This window comes from Kitasatospora sp. NPDC056783, assembly GCF_042789895.1.
Lineage (GTDB): Bacteria > Actinomycetota > Actinomycetes > Streptomycetales > Streptomycetaceae > Kitasatospora.
In genome coordinates, this window is the sequence record NZ_JBHUAF010000021.1 from 16,447 (window position 1) to 34,349 (window position 17,903).

The following is a 17,903-nucleotide window of genomic DNA, read 5'->3' on the forward strand; positions in this document are numbered from 1 at the left end:
GCTGCCCGGTACCGCCGCTGTTTCGGGCCGCGGACGGTTGGGCACAATCGTCGGGACGCGCATTGCGGCGCGTCCTCTCACACACCTCCTGACCTGCGCGGCATCCCGCCATCCGGACGGATATTCCGCTTCTCAGGGTCACGGGCATCATGTAACTTGCACCCACGCACCACCGCATCAGGGCCAGCGTCGTCCCTACTTGCACCAACCTGCCGAAAGACGACGACGGGAGAGCCGATGCTGTCCGCATCCACGCACTCCGCCAACGAGCCCCAGGCCGGCGCCACCAGCCGGCCGTACGCGCTCGTGCCGGATGCCCGACCTGCTGCCCAGGGCCTGTACGACCCGCGGAACGAGCACGACGCCTGTGGCGTCGGATTCGTCGCCACCCTGACCGGCATCGCCGACCACACCATCGTCGAGCAGGCGCTGAACGTCCTGCGCAACCTGGAGCACCGCGGCGCCACCGGCGCCGAGCCGGACTCCGGCGACGGCGCCGGGATCCTCACCCAGATCCCGGACGCCTTCCTGCGCGGAAAGGTCTCCTTCGAGCTCCCGGCGGCCGGGTCCTACGCCGTCGGCATCGCCTTCCTGCCGGACGAGGACGCGGCGGACGCCGCCGCCGTCGCCCGGATCGAGACGATCGCGGCCGAGGAGGGACTGGCCGTCCTCGGCTGGCGCGACGTCCCGGTCACCCCGGACCTGCTCGGCTCCACCGCGCGCGGCGTGATGCCGCGCTTCCGGCAGCTCTTCCTCGCGGCGCCCGCCGGACAGGACCCGGCCCAGGACGCCCCGGCCGGGATCGAGCTGGACCGGATCGCCTTCGTGGTCCGCAAGCGCGCCGAGCGCGAGGCCGGGGTGTACCTCCCCTCGCTGTCCGCGCGCACCATCGTCTACAAGGGCATGCTGACCACCGGCCAGCTCGAACCCTTCTTCCCCGACCTGTCGGACCGCAGCTACGCCTCCGCCATCGGCCTGGTGCACTCGCGGTTCTCCACCAACACCTTCCCGAGCTGGCCGCTCGCCCACCCGTACCGCTTCGTCGCCCACAACGGCGAGATCAACACGGTCAAGGGCAACCGCAACTGGATGCGTGCCCGGGAGTCGCAGCTCGCCACCGACCTCATCCAGGCCAACAAGAACGGGCAGGGCCTGGAGCGGATCTTCCCGATCTGCACCCCGGACCACTCCGACTCCGCCTCCTTCGACGAGGTCCTGGAACTGCTCCACCTCGGCGGCCGCTCGCTGCCGCACTCGGTGCTGATGATGATCCCGGAGGCGTGGGAGAACCACGCCACCATGAGCCCGGCCCGCCGCGCCTTCTACCAGTACCACTCCAACCTGATGGAGCCCTGGGACGGCCCGGCCTGCGTCACCTTCACCGACGGCACCCAGATCGGTGCCGTGCTCGACCGCAACGGCCTGCGCCCGGCCCGCTACTGGATCACCGAGGACGGCCTGGTCGTCCTCTCCTCCGAGGTCGGTGTGCTCGACATCGACCAGGAGAAGATCGCCAAGAAGGGCCGCCTCCAGCCCGGCCGGATGTTCCTGGTGGACACCGTCCAGGGCAGGATCGTCGAGGACGAGGAGATCAAGTCCGCCCTCGCCGCCGAGCACCCGTACGAGGAATGGGTGGCCGGCGGGCAGATCCAGCTCGCCACGCTGCCCGAGCGCGAGCACATCGCGCACACCCACGCCTCCGTCACCCGCCGTCAGCAGACCTTCGGGTACACCGAGGAGGAGCTGCGGGTCATCCTCGCGCCGATGGCGCGCACCGGCGCCGAGGCCCTCGGCTCGATGGGCACGGACTCCCCGATCGCCGCGCTGAGCGAGAAGCCGCGCCTGCTGTTCGACTACTTCGTGCAGCTCTTCGCGCAGGTCACCAACCCGCCGCTGGACGCCATCCGCGAGGAACTCGTCACCTCGCTGCTGTCCAACCTCGGTCCCGAGGGCAACCTGCTGGCCGCCGAGGCCGCCGCCTGCCGTTCGGTCGGCATCACGTTCCCGGTGATCGACAACGACGAGCTGGCCAAGCTCGTCCACATCAACGCCGACGGCGACCAGCCCGGCCTCAAGGCCGTCACCCTCTCCGGCCTCTACAAGGTCGCCGGCGGCGGCGAGGCCCTGGCCTCCCGGCTCGCCGCGATCGCCGCCGAGGCCGACGCCGCCATCGCCGACGGCGCCCGGATCATCGTGCTCTCCGACCGGCACTCCGACGCCGAGCACGCCCCGATCCCCTCGCTGCTGCTCACCTCGGCCGTCCACCACCACCTGATCCGCACCAAGCAGCGCACCCAGGTGTCGCTGCTGGTCGAGGCCGGCGACGTCCGCGAGGTGCACCACGTCGCGCTGCTGATCGGCTACGGCGCCGGCGCGGTCAACCCGTACCTGGCGATGGAGTCGGTCGAGGACCTGGTCGCCCAGGGCACGTACATGAATGAGTGGGGCATCCAGGGCGTCGAGGCCGACAAGGCGATCAGGAACCTGATCAAGGCGCTCGGCAAGGGCGTGCTCAAGGTCATGTCCAAGATGGGCATCTCCACCGTCGCCTCCTACCGCGGCGCCCAGGTCTTCGAGGCCATCGGCCTCTCCCAGGACCTGGTCGACGGCTACTTCGCCGGCACCACCACCAAGCTCGGCGGCATCGGCCTGGACGAGATCGCCAGGGAGACCGCCGCCCGCCACGCCAAGGCCTACCCGGCCTCCGGAATCCCGGCCGCGCACCGCGCGCTGGAGATCGGCGGCGAGTACCAGTGGCGCCGCGAGGGCGAACCGCACCTGTTCGACCCGGACACCGTCTTCCGCCTCCAGCACTCCACCCGCAACCGCCGGTACGACATCTTCAAGCAGTACACGGACCGGGTGAACGAGCAGTCCGAGCGCCTGATGACGCTGCGCGGCCTGTTCCAGCTGGACGGGCTCGGCCGCGAGCCGATCCCGGTCGAGGAGGTCGAGCCGGTCTCCGCGATCGTCAAGCGCTTCTCCACCGGCGCCATGTCGTACGGCTCGATCTCGCGCGAGGCGCACGAGACCCTGGCCGTCGCGATGAACCGCCTCGGCGGCAAGTCCAACACCGGTGAGGGCGGCGAGGACCCGGACCGCCTGTACGACCCGGAGCGCCGCTCGGCGATCAAGCAGGTCGCCTCCGGCCGGTTCGGCGTCACCTCCGAGTACCTGGTCAACGCGGACGACATCCAGATCAAGATGGCCCAGGGGGCCAAGCCCGGCGAGGGCGGCCAGCTGCCCGGCCACAAGGTGTACCCCTGGGTCGCCGGCACCCGGCACTCCACCCCGGGCGTCGGCCTGATCTCGCCGCCGCCGCACCACGACATCTACTCGATCGAGGACCTGGCGCAGCTGATCCACGACCTCAAGAACGCCAACCCGGCGGCCCGCATCCACGTGAAGCTGGTCTCCGAGGTCGGCGTCGGCACGGTCGCCGCGGGCGTCTCCAAGGCGCACGCGGACGTCGTCCTGGTCTCCGGCCACGACGGCGGCACCGGCGCCTCGCCGCTGACCTCGCTCAAGCACGCCGGCGGCCCCTGGGAGCTCGGGCTCGCCGAGACCCAGCAGACGCTGCTGCTGAACGGGCTGCGCGACCGCATCGTGGTGCAGACCGACGGCCAGCTGAAGACCGGCCGCGACGTGGTGATCGCCGCACTGCTCGGCGCCGAGGAGTTCGGCTTCGCGACCGCCCCGCTGGTGGTCTCCGGCTGCATCATGATGCGCGTCTGCCACCTGGACACCTGCCCGGTCGGCGTCGCCACCCAGAACCCGGTGCTGCGCGAGCGCTTCTCCGGCAAGCCCGAGTTCGTGGTCAACTTCTTCGAGTTCATCGCCGAGGAGGTCCGGGAGATCCTGGCCTCGCTGGGCTTCCGCTCGATCGAGGAGGCCGTCGGCCGCGCCGAGCACATCGACGCCCGGCCCGCGATCGACCACTGGAAGGCCGCCGGGCTCGACCTCGCCCCGCTCTTCCACGTGCCGGCGCTGCCCGAGGGGGCGGCCCGCCACCGCACCACCACCCAGGACCACGCGCTCGACAAGGCCCTGGACAACCGGCTGATCGAGCTCGCCGAGGACGCGCTGGAGCGCGGCGAGAGCGTCCGGATCCAGCTGCCGATCCGAAACGTCAACCGCACCGTCGGCACCATGCTCGGCCACGAGGTGACCAAGCGGTACCGCGGTGAGGGCCTTCCGGAAGGGACCATCGACGTCACCTTCACCGGCTCGGCCGGGCAGTCCTTCGGCGCGTTCCTGCCGCGCGGCGTGACCCTGCGGCTGGAGGGCGACGCCAACGACTACGTCGGCAAGGGCCTCTCCGGCGGTGTGGTCGTCGTCCGCCCGGCCCGCGAGGCGGCGGCCATCGGCAACGACGCCCAGAACCACGTCATCGCCGGCAACACCATCGGCTACGGCGCCACCTCGGGCCGCGTCCACCTGCGCGGCAAGGCCGGCGAGCGCTTCGCCGTCCGCAACTCCGGCGCCACCCTCGTCGTCGAGGGCGTGGGCGACCACGGCCTGGAGTACATGACCGGCGGCCGGGTCGTCGTCCTCGGCGAGACCGGGCGCAACCTCGCGGCCGGCATGTCCGGCGGCATCGCGTACGTCCTGGACCTGCGCCCCGCCAACGTCAACGACGGCATGGTGGGCATCGAGGCCCCCACCGCCGCCGACCGCGACTGGCTGCGCGAGACCGTGCAGCAGCACTATGAGGAGACCGGCTCCACCGTCGCCGCCGAACTCCTGGCGGACTGGGGCGGCGGCGTCTCCCGCTTCTCCAAGATCATGCCGACCGACTACAAGGCAGTGCTCGCCGCCAAGGACGCCGCTGAGCGCGATGGCCTCTCCGAGGCCGAGACCACTCGCAAGATGATGGAGGCGGCTAATGGCTGACCCCAAGGGCTTCCTGACCACGCCCAAGCAGCTGGCCGAGCGGCGTCCCGTGGACGTCCGCATCCGGGACTGGAACGAGGTCTACGTCGAGCGCAGCCTGCTGCCGATCATCACCGAGCAGGCCGGCCGCTGCATGGACTGCGGCATCCCGTTCTGCCACAACGGCTGCCCGCTCGGCAACCTCATCCCCGAGTGGAACGACCTCGCCTACCGGGACGACTTCACCGGCGCGATCGAGCGGCTGCACGCCACCAACAACTTCCCGGAGTTCACCGGCCGCCTGTGCCCGGCTCCGTGCGAGTCCGCGTGCGTCCTCGGCATCAACCAGGACGCGGTGACCATCAAGAACGTCGAGGTCACCATCATCGACAAGGCCTGGGACCGCGGCGGGGTCACCCCACAGGTGCCCGAGCGGCTCTCCGGCAAGACCGTCGCCGTGGTCGGCTCCGGCCCGGCCGGCCTCGCCGCCGCCCAGCAGCTCACCCGGGCCGGGCACACCGTGGTGGTGTACGAGCGGGCCGACCGGATCGGCGGACTGCTGCGCTACGGCATCCCCGAGTTCAAGATGGAGAAGCGCCACATCAACCGCCGCATCGAGCAGATGCGGGCGGAGGGCACCCGGTTCCGCACCGGCGTCCACGTCGGCGAGGACATCACCGGGCAGCAGCTGCGCGAGCGCTTCGACGCCGTGGTGGTCGCGGCCGGCGCCACCACCGCCCGTGACCTGCCGGTGCCCGGGCGCGAGCTCAGGGGCATCCACCAGGCCATGGAGTACCTGCCGCTGGCCAACAAGGTGCAGGAGGGCGACTACGTGGAGTCGCCGATCAGCGCCAAGGGCAAGCACGTCGTCGTGATCGGCGGCGGCGACACCGGCGCGGACTGCGTCGGCACCGCCCACCGGCAGGGCGCGGCGTCCGTGACCCAGCTGGAGATCATGCCGCGGCCCGGCGAGGAGCGGCCCGGGAACCAGCCGTGGCCGACCATGCCGATGACGTACAAGGTCACCTCCGCGCACGAGGAGGGCGGCGAGCGGATCTACTCCGTCAGCACCACCCACTTCAGCGGCGACGAGGACGGCAACGTCCAGGAACTGCACCTGGTCGAGGTGGAGTTCAAGGACGGCCGGTTCGAGCAGGTGCCGGGCACCGAGCGGGCCGTCCCGGCCCAGCTGGTGACCCTGGCCATGGGCTTCACCGGGACCGACGTGAGGAACGGGCTGGTCGAACAGCTGGGAGCGGATCTCGACGCGCGCGGTAACATTGCCCGCGACGGCCGGTTCGCCACCAATGTCGATGGCGTGTACGTCTGCGGAGACGCCGGCCGAGGCCAGTCGCTGATCGTCTGGGCCATCGCGGAGGGCCGTTCGGCCGCCGCCGCGGTGGACAGGTACCTGGGCGGCAAGACCCCGCTTCCCGCCCCGATCCGGCCCACGGACCGCCCCCTGGTGGTCTGACGGGCGGACGGTCCGACCGGCCCACCCACCGAACGCCCGGCGCCGCATCGCCGGGGGCTCAACCCGCTGCTCCCGCCAGTGTCGCCGGGCCAACGCGGTCTCCTGGCGCCTGCCCTCTTCCCCGACCAGTTGGAGGGCGGGCGCCGTCGCGTCCTCTTGCCGTCGCGTCCTCTCGCCGTCGCGTCCTCTTCCGGGGGCGCCGACGGCCGGGACCGGAGAAGCGGCTTCCGGGCCGGAGTCAACTCTCGGACAAACAAGCGGAGTTGTCCGCCGCCCCAAGCGGTTCACGACCGATGGGCTGTTGTTCGTCGGTGCCAGGTGGCAGACTGCCGCCGACGGCCGGGGGGCTGGTCTAGCGCGGAGGATGACGTCGATGGGCACGACTCAGGCAGGCGGGGGCGCCACCGTACGGCGCCTGCAGCTCGGCACCCAGCTGCGCAAGCTCCGCGAGGCCAGAGGCGTCAGTCGGGAGGAGGCCGGGTACTCGATCCGGGCCTCCGAATCCAAGATCAGCCGGATGGAGCTCGGCCGGGTCGGCTTCAAGGAACGCGACGTGGCCGACCTGCTCACCCTGTACGGGGTCGAGGCCGAACACGAGCGCGCCGGCGTCCTCGGACTGCTGCGCGACGCCAACACCAGCTCCTGGTGGCACGAGTACGGCGACGTCCTGCCCGGCTGGTTCCAGAACTACCTGGGACTGGAGGAGGCCGCCGCCGAGATCCGCAGCTACGAGGTCCAGTTCGTCCACGGGCTGCTCCAGACCGCCGACTACGCCCGGGCCGTGGTCACCGCCGGCTGCCACGCCGCCGGCCCGGAGGAGATCGACCGCCGGGTCGACGTCCGGCTCAAACGGCAGACGGTACTGACCGGCGAGCGCGCGCCGCAGCTGGTCGCCGTGCTGGACGAGGCCGCGCTGCGCCGTCCCTGGGGAGGGCCGGAGCAGATGCGCGGCCAGCTGGACCGGCTGCTGGAGCTCGGTGAGCTGCCCAACGTCCGGCTCCAGGTGCTGCCGCTGGGCAACGCCGGGCTGAGCGCGGAGAGCGGTGCCTTCACCGTCCTGGGCTTCGCCGAGGCCGAGTTGGCGGACGTGGTGTACCTGGAGCAGTTCACCACCGCGCTCTACCTCGACAAGCCGGCGGAGGTGGCCGAGTACCGGCAGGCGATGGACGATCTGGTCGCCGACAGCCTCAGCCCGGAAAAGACCCGCGATCTGTTGCACGAGGTACGCCAGGAGCTTTAATACGTCAGTACGATGAGGTCCCATCAGGTCGGTGCATGAGAGGGATCAGATGTCGTACTTCTCCGAGTTGGCGCTGCAGTACATCGACGGCGAGTGGCGCAGTGGCAGCGGCTCCTGGGACATCGTCGACGTCGACCCCTACACGGGGGACAAGCTCGCCGTCATCACCGTCGCCACCACCGCCGAGGTCGACCTGGCCTACCGCGCCGCCGAGCGCGCCCAGAAGGAGTGGGCGGCCACCAACCCGTACCAGCGGCGGGTGGTCTTCGAGCGCGCGCTGCGGCTGGTGGAGGAGCGCGAGCCGGAGATCGTCCAGGCGATCATGGCCGAGCTCGGCGGCACCGCGCTGAAGGCGGTCTTCGAACTCTCGCTGGTCAAGGACGTGCTGCGGGACTGCCTGCACCAGTCGGTGGCCCCCGAGGGCCGGCTGCTGACCTCGCCCGTCCACGGCCGGGAGAACCGGCTCTACCGGCTGCCGGTCGGCGTCGTCGGCGTGATCAGCCCGTTCAACTTCCCGCTGTTCCTGGCGCTCAAGGCCGTCGCCCCGGCCCTCGCGCTCGGCAACGGCGTCGTCCTCAAGCCGCACCAGGAGACCCCGGTGGTCGGCGGCGGACTGATCGCCAAGATCTTCGAGGACGCGGGCCTGCCGCCCGGCCTGCTGAACGTGGTGATCACCGACATCGCCGAGATCGGCGACAGCTTCATCGAGCACCCGGTGCCCAAGGTGATCTCCTTCACCGGCTCCGACCGGGTCGGCCGGCACGTCGCCACCGTCGCCGCCGGGCACTTCAAGCGGACCGTCCTGGAACTCGGCGGCAACAGCGCGCTGATCGTGCTGGACGACGCCGACGTGGACCACGCCGTGGACGCCGCGGTGTTCAGCCGCTTCGTCCACCAGGGGCAGGTCTGCATGGCCGCCAACCGGGTGCTGGTGGACCGGGCCGTCGAGGCGGAGTTCACCGAGAAGTTCGTCGCCAAGGTGGCCTCGCTCACCATCGGCGACCCCAGGGACCCGGCCACCCACATCGGCCCGCTGATCAACCCCGTCCAGGCCGACTCCCTCAACGCCCAGGTCGACCAGGCGGTCGCGGCCGGCGCCACCGCGCTGCTGCGCGGCCCCAAGGTCGGCAGCCTGATGGGCCCGGTGGTGCTCACCGGCCTCCCGCAGGACGCGCCGATCCTGCGGAACGAACTCTTCGGCCCGGTGGTGCTGCTGGTGCCCTTCGACGGAGAGGACGAGGCCGTACGGCTCGCCAACGACACGCCGTTCGGGCTCAGTGGCGCGGTGCACACCGCGAACGTCGACCGCGGCGTGAAGGTCGCCCAGCGGATCGAGACCGGCATGATCCACGTCAACGGCGGCACCATCGCCGACGAGCCGGGCGTCCCCTTCGGCGGCGAGAAGAACTCCGGCGTCGGCCGCCTCAACGGCGAGGCCACGGTGGAGGCCTTCACCACCGTGAAGTGGATCTCCGTCCAGCACGAGCGCGAGGTCTTCCCCTTCTGACCGGGGAGTCCTGGAACGGCCCGGGCCCCGGCGGGAATCCGCCGGGGCCCGTGGTGTCAGGCGGGGTACCGGATCAGGCCGTCGGTGGTGAGATCGAAGTCGAACGGGGCCGGGATCGGGACCGCGTCGCCGAACTTGCCGCTCCACTTGCGGTGGTAGCCGCTGCCGGACGGCTCCGAGTAGAGCGTCAGATCGCCCTCGCGCGGGTCGATCAGCAGGTACACCGGGATGGCCATCAGCGGGTAGTCGCGGACCTTGCCGACGAGGTCGTTCTCCGGGTTCGACGGCGAGGCGATCTCCACGGCGAGGGCGGCCTGTTCGGCGGGGACCTGGTTGCCGCCGGTCTTGACGAACGAGCGGGGGATGTAGGTCAGGTCTGGGTTGCGCAGTTTGCCGACGTTCGGAGAGGCGAGGTCGGTGTTCTCGCTCGGCATGAGGTCGGATGGACGGTGTGTATCGAACTGCTCGCGGACGAACAGGACGTTGTGCTGGTGGATCACCGGCGGTCCGGCCGTCACGATGATCTCGTCGCCGGAGATCTCGATCTTCCATCCGGCCGGAGGCGTCAGGCTCTGCGCGTAGGCCAGCAGCCGGGCGTGGCGGTCTGGGATCCGGAACTCGCTCATGGCGCCATTCTTCTCCACCGGACAGGCCGGAAGGCCGTCGCCGACGGGGCGACGGCCTTCCGGTGGGGGCGTCGGTCAGAAGACCGGCTGGCCGGCGCGGACGAGGCGCCAGGAGTCGGTGAAGAAGTCGGCGGGGTCGATGGTGCCCTTGGCCTTCACCCAGGCGATCATGGTGTTGCGGATCTCGTCGGAGTCCGACCAGACCACCTTGGCCTTGGCGACGTGCGGGAAGTTGCCGCCGCCGTTGGCACGGTAGTTGTTGACGGCCAGGACGAACTCGGCGGCCGGGTCGATCGGCTTGCCCTGGAAGGACAGGTTGACGATCCGCTGGCCCTTGGGCTGCGCGATGTCGATGTCGTAGCTCAGGCCGTAGATCGAGTCGTAGTTGTAGTCCGGGGTGGCCTCGGCGTTGGTCAGCTTGTCCTTGTCGACCGCGGCGCCCGGGGCGAGCTGGTTGTAGTACTTCACCGAGTACTCAAGGTAGTCCTTGAGCTGGGCGCCCGTCAGGACGCGGGCCTCCAGGGTGTTCTCGTAGATGTACAGGCCCGCGGCGTCGCGCAGCTTGACCTGGCCGGACGGGATCAGCGCGGTGCGGTTGAACGGCGCCGCCTGGGCCAGCACCGGGAGCTTGGCGTACTGCCCGCCCGCCAGCGCGGCCTTGACCTGGTCGGCCTGGACCCGGCCGATCAGGTCGATGATCGGCGTGGCCTTGAACGGGGCCTCGGCGATCGACAGCGCGATCTTGCCGGCGCCGATGACCTGGTTGACGTACGCGACGACCTTCTTGTGCTGCTTGGCGACCGCCTTGGTGATCTCCGGGTTCTCCGGCACCGTGTTGGAGTTCAGCAGCCGGGAGGAGAGCGAGGTGACCGTCCAGGCGCCGGCCGCGAACTCGGCCTCGAAGTCGAAGCAGGTCAGGCGCTGGCCGTAGCAGAGCGGCTCGGAGAGCACGACGGTCTTGCCGGTCTTCTTGTTGACGACCAGGCGCTGCGGGATCTCCTTGTGGGCGTGGCCCACCAGCACCGCGTCGATGCCGGGGACGGTCGCCGCCAGCTCGACCGCGGCGTTCTCGGTCCACGGCAGCTGGTCGCCCCAGGTGGTCGCCTCGTCGCAGCCGGTGTGCGCCGAGACCACGACGACGTCCGCGCCCGCGGCCCTGACCTTCGGCACCCAGGTGGCGGCGGTCTCGACGATGCCCGGGAAGACCATCTTGCCGCTGACGTTGGCCTTGTCCCAGATCGCGATGCCCGGGTTGGTCAGGCCGAGGATGCCGACCCGCAGCGGGCGGCCCTCACCCAGGTGCAGCTCCTTGATCACGAAGGGCTTGAAGGCGGGCTTCTCGTTCTTCGCGTACAGCGCGTTGGCGCCCAGCAGCGGGAACTCCAGCTGCTCCTCGTAGGCCCGCAGGAGCGGGATGCCGTAGTTGAACTCGTGGTTGCCGAGCGCGGCGGCGTCGTACTCCATGAGGTTCATGGCGACGGCCATCGGGTGGTCCGGCACGGTGTCGGCGTCGCTGAGGATCGAGTCGATCCGGGCGTAGTAGTAGGACAGCTGGGTGCCCTGGATGGTGTCACCGGAGTCGATCAGCAGGCAGCGGTCCCAGCCCTTCTCCTCGCGCACCTGGTTGGCCAGGGTGGAGATCTTGGCGAGGCCGACCGCGTTGTGGGCCTTGTCGGTGTACTCGGCGTCGGTGAAGTAGTCCCAGTTGAGCACCCGGCCGTGGAGGTCGGTGGTGCCCATGACGGTGAAGGCCTGCTTGCGCGGCTTGCGCTGCGGGCCCTTGGCGGCCGCCGTGTCCGGCTGGGCGGCCGCGGCGGAGGGGGCGGCGGCCAGGGTGGCGCCACCGGCCAGGGCGGCACCGGCGGCGGTGGCGGCGGACCGGGTGACGAAGTCACGGCGGTTCAGGGGCATGGACGAATCTCCCGAGTGGGGCGACGGCGAACGGGCCGTCAACTGGTGTGCGTGAGGAAAAGGGTGCGTCAACGCGTCGACGCGCGTAGAAGGACGCGCGTAGCAGTGTGCCGTGCGGGCCGGGGTGCTGGATAGTCCCCGGACCTGTCCGGGAGGTGAGATCTTGGCGACTCGTTCGTGACGGGAACGGGGGAGGTGCGGGGTGGTAGGGAGGGCCCCGGAGGGCGCGTCAGGACAGTTCACCCACGAGCCGGCCGACCTCCCGGCCCAGCTCGGCCACCGGGTCCGGGGCGCCCGCGCCCGCCCAGGGCTGCCAGGTCCGCGCCCGCAGGTAGCCCGCCACCGCGACCGGCAGCCCGTGCCGGACGATCCGCTCCGCCACCGGCCCCGGACCGGCCGAGCGCAGCGCCGCCAGCAGGCCGTCCACGCCGGCCGAGGGCGGCAGCGGCACGCCGTCCAGGTAGGCGGCCAGCGCCTCCAGCTCCGGGTCGGGCGCGGGCGGCTGGACGGGCTGGACGGGCGGTCGCGCGGGCGGCCGGGCCGAGGCCCCGTCGGGGGCGGAGAGCTCCGCGGAGACCTCGGAGAGGAGGGCCGACACGCCCTCCCCGGAGCGCTCGGGCGCCGTGGTCCGCGGCGTCGGCCCCGGCCCCGGCCCCGGCGTCGGCTCCCGGCGGGCCGCCGGGGCGGGCGCCAGCAGCGCGCCCACCCCGTACAGCCCGGCCACGACCCCCGGCCACCAGGCCCCGCCCAGTCCGGCGAAGTGCAGCCCCAGCCCGACCGCGCCGCCCGCGCAGCCGACCAGGTTGCGGGCCGACTCCAGGTAGCGCAGCGTCCGGGCGCCGAAGCCGCCGTCACCGTTACTGGTAGCCACGGATCTCCTCGAACACCCCGTCCAGCGAACCCGTCCCGTCGAACAGCTTGCCGCCGCTCAGGTCCGCGATCCCCTGGAGCTGGCTCACCGCCGCCTCCCCGAACTTGATCGGGAACACCGGGATCGCCTTCTCCCCGGCCGGCAGCCCGTCATGGAAGCGCTTGAAGTCGGCGTCCGTCGCCCCGGCGTTGCTCTCCCCGTCGGTCATCAGCACGATCGAGGTGAACCGGTCGTCACCGGCCGCCGCCTGCTGGCGCTCGATCACCTTGTACGCCTCCTCCAGCGAGGAGTACAGCGCCGTGCCGCCCGAGGCGGCCAGCGACTGCACGTCCGCGTCGATCGAGGCCAGCTCCGTCTCCGGGCCCGGCTTGCCGCCGGAGGCCGGCACCACGTGGGTCTTGGTCCACTTCACCGCGGAGGCGAAGGAGAGCAGCGTGATCTCCTCGCGGTCCCGGAAACGGCGCACCCCGCGGGTGTCGTCCGCCCCGGTCAGCCGGCCCAGCGCGCTCTTCAGCGCGGCGATCCGCGAGCCCTCCATCGAGCCCGAGGTGTCGAGCACGTACACCGTCCGGGACGGGCGGCGCAGCTCGTTCTGGTACGCGGCCAGCAGGCCGTCCGCGACCGCCCGGGTGCCCGGGAAGGGCAGCTCCCGGCGGCGCTCCGAGGGCAGCCCGGAGGCCGGGGCCACGCCCGCCGTCACCGGGCGGCGCAGCGTCGTCTCGGAGATGCGTTTCTGCACGTCCTCCTTGAGCAGGTAGGCGGTCAGCCGCTGGAAGGCGTCCCGCTGGTCCGGCGCGGCCGAGGACATCAGCGAGAGCGGGTAGTCCGCCGACACCACGCCGTCCACCGGCCGCACCACCGTCAGCTGCTGCTGCGCCGGCAGCGTCCGGTTCATCGACAGCAGCACCGACTCGTAGTTCACCAGCGCGCTCACCACGCCCGACTCGGCCCGGGTGTACGCCTGCGCCAGCCAGCCCGAGGAACCGGAGGTCAGCTTCTGGCCCTTGAAGAACTCCTTCAGCTGCGGGCCCGCCTTCTGCACGTCCGCGTCGGTCAGCGCCGCACCCGCGCCGGAGAAGGCCGAGGCCACCGCGACCAGGGTGGAGAAGCCGGAGTTGGAACGGGACGGATCGGCCATCCCGTACGGCAGCTTGCCGGCCGCGGCCGCCTCGCCGACCTGCGCCCAGGTGACCTTCGAACCGTCGCCCCAGCCGAGTTCGCCGAGCGCCGAGGAGCGCACCCCGATCGCCACCGGCGAGACCATCACCGGGGTCTCGGAGATCACCTTGGACTTGCCGGCCGGATCGAGCCGCAGGTACTGGTCGGACGGGAACCACACGGCGTCGTACTTGCCGTCGGCCCTCCCCGAGGAGACGGTGTCCGCGCCGTCCAGGGTGCCCGTCCAGGAGAACTGCACCGTCACCCCGGTGGCCTTCCGGGCGTCCTCCAGGACCGGTGCCAGGTCCTGGAGTTCGCTGCCGGCCAGGACGCGCAGCACCCCGGGGCGGGCGGTCTCGGCGGGCGGGCCGCTCGGGTTCGGGCCGGGCGCGGGGTCGGAGGTGCAGGCGGTCGCCGCGGCGACCGCGGCCGCCAGCGCGGCGGCGAGCAGGCCGCGGCGCTTCATCGGGCTGGTCACTTGGTCCCCTTCGCCGCGGTGGTCAGCTTGGTCAGGTTGTCCAGCGAGGGCAGCGTCGCCTGCTTGATCCTGGCCGCGGTCAGATCGGGTGCGAAGACCGGCTTGCGCTCCCGCATCAGATTGGCGAAGGCCTCCGGCTTGGCCTGCGGCCGGAGACCGTACTTGGCCTCCAGGGTGCGCAGCGTCTCGTCGTTCTGGAGTACTTCGGCGAGCCTGCGGCCGTTGCCGGTGTGGGCCACCACGGTGTGGTCCGAGTAGACCGTGGTGTCCGGGTACAGCACCACCATGTCCCCGGTGGGCTTGCCCTGGAGCGCCAGGGCGGCGGCCTGCGACTCGTACGCGAAGATCAGCGGGCTGCCGATCCCCGCGCCGAAGTCCCGGAACGGCTCGTCGCTGCTGCTCTTCTGGATGCCCTGCAGCGAGTTCGCGGTGTGCAGGAGGTCCCTGACGGCGGCGACGCCGGCGTCGTCCGACACCACCTGGTGGTTGTTGGCGACGTAGGAGAGCAGCGCGAGGTACATCGCGCCGGAGGACGAGCTCTCCGGGTCGGTGGTGGTCACGAAGAGCTGGCCGGACAGCTCGGGGTGCTCGCGGGCTCCGTCCAGCTCCTCCCACCTGCGGTTGCCCTTCAGGGCGTTGACGTACTCGTCCATCCGGAACGTCCAGACGCCGGTGGCGGGGTCCACGTCGGCCAGCTTGTTCTTCTTCAGCACCTGGGCCACAGAGTCGTGGGCCACGATCACCAGCGGCGAGTAGAACGGCACCAGGGGGGAGTCCTGCAACTTCCAGATCCGCTGGATCTCCCGGGCCGGCGCCGCGCTCGCGGGGAAGGCGAAGTCCAGCCCCGGGGTCTTCTCCGCCTGGTCGCTCATCCTCCAGGACCCCGTCGAGTCCGCCCGGACGTCCAGGCCCTGCTTCGCCAACTCGGCCTTGACGTCGGCGTCTTCGAAGAAGGCGCGCTTCTCCGAACCGATCAGGCCGGTGACGGTGACCGTCTTGGCGCCCTCCGGCTTGTCGTCGGGGATGAGCGCGAAGGCCACCCCGCCCAACAGGGCCAGGGTCGCCACCACCCTTAGAGCGCGTTTCATGCCGAACGCCTGCCCCTCGTCAGCTACTTCGTCCGGGTGGTCACCCGGGGAGCCCGGGTATCCACCCGGGGGTGACGAGCGTCCCGCCGGGCGGGGAGCGGCGACGGAAGCGGCGATGAACCGGGGGTGAACACCCCTTCACGGAATCGTATTGACGGGCGGGGCGCGGGGGAGCGTGGACGGCGCGCGGGAGGGGCGCGGGAAGGGGTGCCCGCACGGTGGTCCGAGTGTGTGTCAGATTGTTCAACTCGCCTTACCGCAAAGGTCATCCCGCAGTCCGGACCCGCGTCGTGGTTACGCGTCGGTAATGCCTAGTCTCAGCACTATGCGCCGAGCAAAAATCGTCTGTACCCTCGGGCCCGCCACCGACTCGTACGACCAGATCAAGTCCCTGGTCGACGCCGGGATGGACATCGCCCGATTCAACCTCAGCCACGGCACGCACGCCGAACACGAGGAACGCTACCGCCGCGTCCGCAAGGCCGCCGACGAGACCGGCCGCAGCGTCGGCATCCTCGCCGACCTTCAAGGCCCGAAGATCCGCCTCGACACCTTCGCCCACGGGCCGGTACTTCTCGAACGCGGCGACGAGTTCACCATCTCCACCGACAAGGGCGTCGTGGGAGACAAGGACATCTGCGGAACCACCTACTCCGGACTCGCCGGCGACGTCGGCCGCGGCGAACGCATCCTGGTCGACGACGGCCGGGTCACCCTGGAGGTCGTCGCCGTCGACGGGCCGCGCGTACGCTGCCTCGTCATCGAAGGCGGCCTGGTCTCCGACCACAAGGGCCTCAACCTCCCCGGCGTCGCCGTCTCCGTCCCCGCGCTCAGCGACAAGGACGTCGCCGACCTGCGGTGGGCGCTGCGCACCGGGGCCGACCTGATCGCGCTCTCCTTCGTCCGCAGCGGGCGGGACATCGAGGACGTCCACCGGATCATGGCGGAGGAGGGGCGCTACGTCCCGGTCATCGCCAAGGTCGAGAAGCCGCAGGCGGTGGAGAACCTGGAGTCCGTCGTCGACGCCTTCGACGGGATCATGGTGGCCCGCGGCGACCTGGGCGTGGAGATGCCCCTCGAACAGGTCCCGCTGGTCCAGAAGCGCGCCATCAAACTGGCCCGCCGCAACGCCAAGCCCGTCATCGTCGCCACCCAGATGCTGGACTCGATGATCAACGCCTCCCGGCCGACCCGGGCGGAGGCCTCGGACGTCGCCAACGCCGTCCTGGACGGCACGGACGCGGTGATGCTCTCCGGGGAGACCTCGGTCGGCAAGTACCCGGTCGAGACGGTCAAGACCATGGCCCGGATCGTCGAGGCCGCCGAGACCGACATCCTGGCGGCCGGGCTGCCGCCGCTGACCGCCGGCAGCAAGCCGCGCACCCAGGGCGGCGCCGTCGCCCGCGCGGCCGCCGAGATCGGCGACTTCCTGAACGCCAAGTACCTCGTCGCCTTCACCCAGTCCGGCGACACCGCCCGCCGGCTCACCCGCTACCGCTCGCCGATCCCGGTGCTCGCCTTCACCTACGAGCCCGCGGTGCGCAGCCAACTCGCCCTCACCTGGGGGGTGGAGACCTTCCTCGGCCCGTTCGCCCCGACGACGGACCAGATGGTCGAACAGGTCGACGCGGCCCTCCTCTCGCTCGGCCGCTGCCAGAAGGGCGACATCGTCGTCATCACGGCGGGCTCGCCCCCCGGCCTGGCCGGCTCCACCAACCTCGTCCGCGTCCACCACGTGGGGACCCTGGACGTCTGAGCCTCTCGGCGGCGGCGTGGCCCCTCCGGGCGCCGCGCCGCCGTCAGTGCTTGGGGCCGATGTGGGCGTCCATGAGGGCGACGTCGGTTTTGCGGGCGATGGAGATGTTCGTGGCGCCGTTGGATCGAGAGGCTGCCTTCCACTGGACGCCGACGGCGTCGAGGGTGGCGGTGAAGAGGCCGATGATGTCGGTCGAGGTGTTGGTGAAGAAGTAGCGCGGGTACTCGTAGCGCTTCGTGACGCCGTCCACGGTACGGGTGGCCCAGTTGGTGATGCGGCAGCCGTCGGAGTGGATCAGCCCACGGAGAAACTCCCAGGGGTGGGCGTCCACGATCTCCTGCTGCCAGGGCGCGAGAGAAATCCGCCGCAGGTGCTTCGGCCCGGGGCCGTGCTGGGGAAAGAGGCAGGGCCAGTGCTTGCTGGTGCTGACGACGCTGACGCAGCCGGGCGCCTTCACCCGGTTGACCTTGTTGTGAGGCATGACGGCGGCGACGGCCCGCGCGCACTCGTCGATGAGACCGGGCCAAGTGCCGCAGCAGGCGATGCGAAGGGCGTAGACCTTGCGGCGGCCCTCGCTGATGCAGCCGTCGCCGAGATAGAGACCGAGTAGGTAGGCGTAGTCGGCCGGCGGGCGCGAGGGATCGAGCCGGCCTCCGCGGACCGGGCATTCGGCCGTCATGCGCGGGCCGGGGACGGCACCGGATGTCCACTCACGGATCGTGTAGCGGGATATCCCGGTCGCGTGGCCGACCTGGCTGAAGGTCAGCCCAGAGGCGCGCAGATCGAGTGCTCGTTGGCGTGCGACCATGTCGTACATGCGATCGAGCGTGTGCGAATCGCGTGGATGGATCTGGCGAATGCCGAGATCTTCATCCGAAGTAATGAAGATCGCCAACCATCAGGTTACCCTAAGTGGCTTAAG

11 protein-coding genes are annotated in these 17,903 nt (G+C 71.0%); 5 read left to right on the forward strand and 6 right to left on the reverse strand.

Going from position 1 to position 17,903, the window contains the following annotated elements:
- Positions 1–237 precede the first annotated feature (237 nt).
- The 4 genes from gltB (at position 238) to ACFRMQ_RS05770 (ending at position 9,093) form a co-directional block, all read left to right on the forward strand.
- A complete protein-coding gene (gltB, locus tag ACFRMQ_RS05755) occupies positions 238–4,893 on the forward strand; it encodes a glutamate synthase large subunit (RefSeq protein WP_380727313.1) in 4,656 nt (1,551 codons plus the stop codon).
- Positions 4,886–6,346, forward strand: a complete 1,461-nt coding sequence (locus ACFRMQ_RS05760) for a glutamate synthase subunit beta (RefSeq protein ID WP_380727315.1) — start codon at positions 4,886–4,888, stop codon at positions 6,344–6,346. The genes gltB and ACFRMQ_RS05760 overlap by 8 nt, the downstream gene beginning before the upstream one ends.
- Positions 6,347–6,719: 373 nt before the next feature.
- Entirely contained in the window at positions 6,720–7,586 is an 867-nt protein-coding gene (locus ACFRMQ_RS05765; protein ID WP_380727317.1) for a helix-turn-helix domain-containing protein, read from the forward strand.
- A 49-nt stretch (positions 7,587–7,635) separates the two neighbouring features.
- Positions 7,636–9,093, forward strand: a complete 1,458-nt coding sequence (locus ACFRMQ_RS05770) for an aldehyde dehydrogenase family protein (RefSeq protein ID WP_380727339.1) — start codon at positions 7,636–7,638, stop codon at positions 9,091–9,093.
- Positions 9,094–9,149: 56 nt separating this feature from the next.
- Here ACFRMQ_RS05770 and ACFRMQ_RS05775 read toward each other — a convergent pair whose 3' ends face one another.
- The 5 genes from ACFRMQ_RS05775 to ACFRMQ_RS05795 form a co-directional block, all read right to left on the reverse strand.
- Complete coding sequence (locus tag ACFRMQ_RS05775; protein ID WP_380727319.1) at positions 9,150–9,719, reverse strand: Uma2 family endonuclease; 570 nt, start codon at positions 9,717–9,719, stop codon at positions 9,150–9,152.
- Positions 9,720–9,794: 75 nt separating this feature from the next.
- Complete coding sequence (locus tag ACFRMQ_RS05780) at positions 9,795–11,630, reverse strand: bifunctional metallophosphatase/5'-nucleotidase (protein ID WP_380727321.1); 1,836 nt, start codon at positions 11,628–11,630, stop codon at positions 9,795–9,797.
- 229 nt (positions 11,631–11,859) lie between these two features.
- The gene (locus ACFRMQ_RS05785) at positions 11,860–12,501 is read right to left on the reverse strand and encodes a hypothetical protein (protein ID WP_380727323.1); all 642 of its coding nucleotides are present in this window, start codon (positions 12,499–12,501) and stop codon (positions 11,860–11,862) included.
- The gene (locus tag ACFRMQ_RS05790) at positions 12,488–14,125 is read right to left on the reverse strand and encodes an extracellular solute-binding protein (RefSeq protein ID WP_380727341.1); all 1,638 of its coding nucleotides are present in this window, start codon (positions 14,123–14,125) and stop codon (positions 12,488–12,490) included. Before ACFRMQ_RS05790 ends, ACFRMQ_RS05785 begins: the two co-directional genes overlap by 14 nt.
- Positions 14,126–14,133: 8 nt before the next feature.
- Complete coding sequence (locus ACFRMQ_RS05795) at positions 14,134–15,225, reverse strand: hypothetical protein (RefSeq protein WP_380727325.1); 1,092 nt, start codon at positions 15,223–15,225, stop codon at positions 14,134–14,136.
- A gap of 325 nt (positions 15,226–15,550) precedes the next feature.
- On the opposite strand from ACFRMQ_RS05795, the gene pyk reads away from it, so the two are divergent.
- Entirely contained in the window at positions 15,551–16,981 is a 1,431-nt protein-coding gene (gene pyk, locus ACFRMQ_RS05800) for a pyruvate kinase (protein ID WP_380727327.1), read from the forward strand.
- Positions 16,982–17,024: 43 nt separating this feature from the next.
- Here pyk and ACFRMQ_RS05805 read toward each other — a convergent pair whose 3' ends face one another.
- On the reverse strand, positions 17,025–17,798 hold the full coding sequence (locus ACFRMQ_RS05805; protein WP_380727343.1) for a transcriptional regulator: 774 nt from the start codon (positions 17,796–17,798) through the stop codon (positions 17,025–17,027).
- Positions 17,799–17,903: the final 105 nt, after the last annotated feature.

Bases quoted from the DNA above. Each gene is read 5' to 3' on its own strand.
- gltB (WP_380727313.1), top strand. From the start codon at position 238: ATGCTGTCCGCATCCACGCACTCCGCCAACGAGCCCCAGGCCGGCGCC.
- ACFRMQ_RS05760 (WP_380727315.1), top strand. From the start codon at position 4,886: ATGGCTGACCCCAAGGGCTTCCTGACCACGCCCAAGCAGCTGGCCGAG.
- ACFRMQ_RS05765 (WP_380727317.1), top strand. From the start codon at position 6,720: ATGGGCACGACTCAGGCAGGCGGGGGCGCCACCGTACGGCGCCTGCAG.
- ACFRMQ_RS05770 (WP_380727339.1), top strand. From the start codon at position 7,636: ATGTCGTACTTCTCCGAGTTGGCGCTGCAGTACATCGACGGCGAGTGG.
- ACFRMQ_RS05775 (WP_380727319.1), bottom strand. From the start codon at position 9,719: ATGAGCGAGTTCCGGATCCCAGACCGCCACGCCCGGCTGCTGGCCTAC.
- ACFRMQ_RS05780 (WP_380727321.1), bottom strand. From the start codon at position 11,630: ATGCCCCTGAACCGCCGTGACTTCGTCACCCGGTCCGCCGCCACCGCC.
- ACFRMQ_RS05790 (WP_380727341.1), bottom strand. From the start codon at position 14,125: ATGAAGCGCCGCGGCCTGCTCGCCGCCGCGCTGGCGGCCGCGGTCGCC.
- ACFRMQ_RS05795 (WP_380727325.1), bottom strand. From the start codon at position 15,225: ATGAAACGCGCTCTAAGGGTGGTGGCGACCCTGGCCCTGTTGGGCGGG.
- pyk (WP_380727327.1), top strand. From the start codon at position 15,551: ATGCGCCGAGCAAAAATCGTCTGTACCCTCGGGCCCGCCACCGACTCG.
- ACFRMQ_RS05805 (WP_380727343.1), bottom strand. From the start codon at position 17,798: ATGTACGACATGGTCGCACGCCAACGAGCACTCGATCTGCGCGCCTCT.